General features: G+C 32.7%; 1 pseudogene. It reads right to left on the bottom strand.

Annotation, left to right across the window (positions count from 1 at the left end):
• Window positions 1-29: 29 nt before the first annotated feature.
• A pseudogene (locus tag V6260_RS19225) lies at window positions 30-214 on the bottom strand (hypothetical protein); the annotation flags it as partial.

Here is a 214-nt window from a genome sequence, read left to right as displayed (position 1 = left end):
AAAAATTTGATACTTTGATTAATTGTTTTTTAGTTTGCAGGGTTTTCACAACGGCTCATTCGTAAACTATTTTCAAGTCCATCACTTTTATATTTAAGCGAGCTGGTAATAAAACAAAAGCCAGGCTTTTTTACTGTTTGTCTACCATTAAGAAGCGGACCAAATACAATATGCTCTCCAAGTTTAAAACCTGAACTTAAATCACTTACGTCTG

It is taken from the genome of Pseudoalteromonas aliena (genome assembly GCF_038155085.1).
GTDB lineage: Bacteria > Pseudomonadota > Gammaproteobacteria > Enterobacterales > Alteromonadaceae > Pseudoalteromonas > Pseudoalteromonas aliena_A.
The sequence above is the reverse complement of the archived record's forward strand: the minus strand, read 5'-3'. Positions and strand labels throughout refer to the sequence as shown.